The sequence below is a fragment of the Escherichia sp. Lx600-2 genome (genome assembly GCF_036662595.1).
GTDB classification, from domain to species: Bacteria; Pseudomonadota; Gammaproteobacteria; order Enterobacterales; family Enterobacteriaceae; genus Escherichia; species Escherichia coli.
Genome location: NZ_JAYQWM010000263.1, coordinates 1 through 391, shown reverse-complemented (window position 1 = coordinate 391; position 391 = coordinate 1). Strand labels below are relative to the sequence as shown.

Sequence of the window (391 nt, the reverse complement as noted above, 5' to 3'; positions counted from 1 at the left end):
GTGATGCTGCCAACTTACTGATTTAGTGTATGATGGTGTTTTTGAGGTGCTCCAGTGGCTTCTGTTTCTATCAGCTGTCCCTCCTGTTCAGCTACTGACGGGGTGGTGCGTAACGGCAAAAGCACTGCCGGACATCAGCGCTATCTCTGCTCTCACTGCCGTAAAACATGGCAACTGCAGTTCACTTACACCGCTTCTCAACCCGGTACGCACCAGAAAATCATTGATATGGCCATGAATGGCGTTGGATGCCGGGCAACCGCCCGCATTATGGGCGTTGGCCTCAACACGATTTTCCGCCATTTAAAAAACTCAGGCCGCAGTCGGTAACCTCGCGCATACAGCCGGGCAGTGACGTCATCGTCTGCGCGGAAATGGACGAACAGTGGGG

General features: G+C 53.5%; 1 pseudogene. It reads left to right on the top strand.

From position 1 onward, the window contains the following. Window positions 1–54: 54 nt before the first annotated feature. Window positions 55–391: pseudogene (locus OQV04_RS24910) on the top strand (IS1-like element IS1B family transposase); the annotation flags it as partial.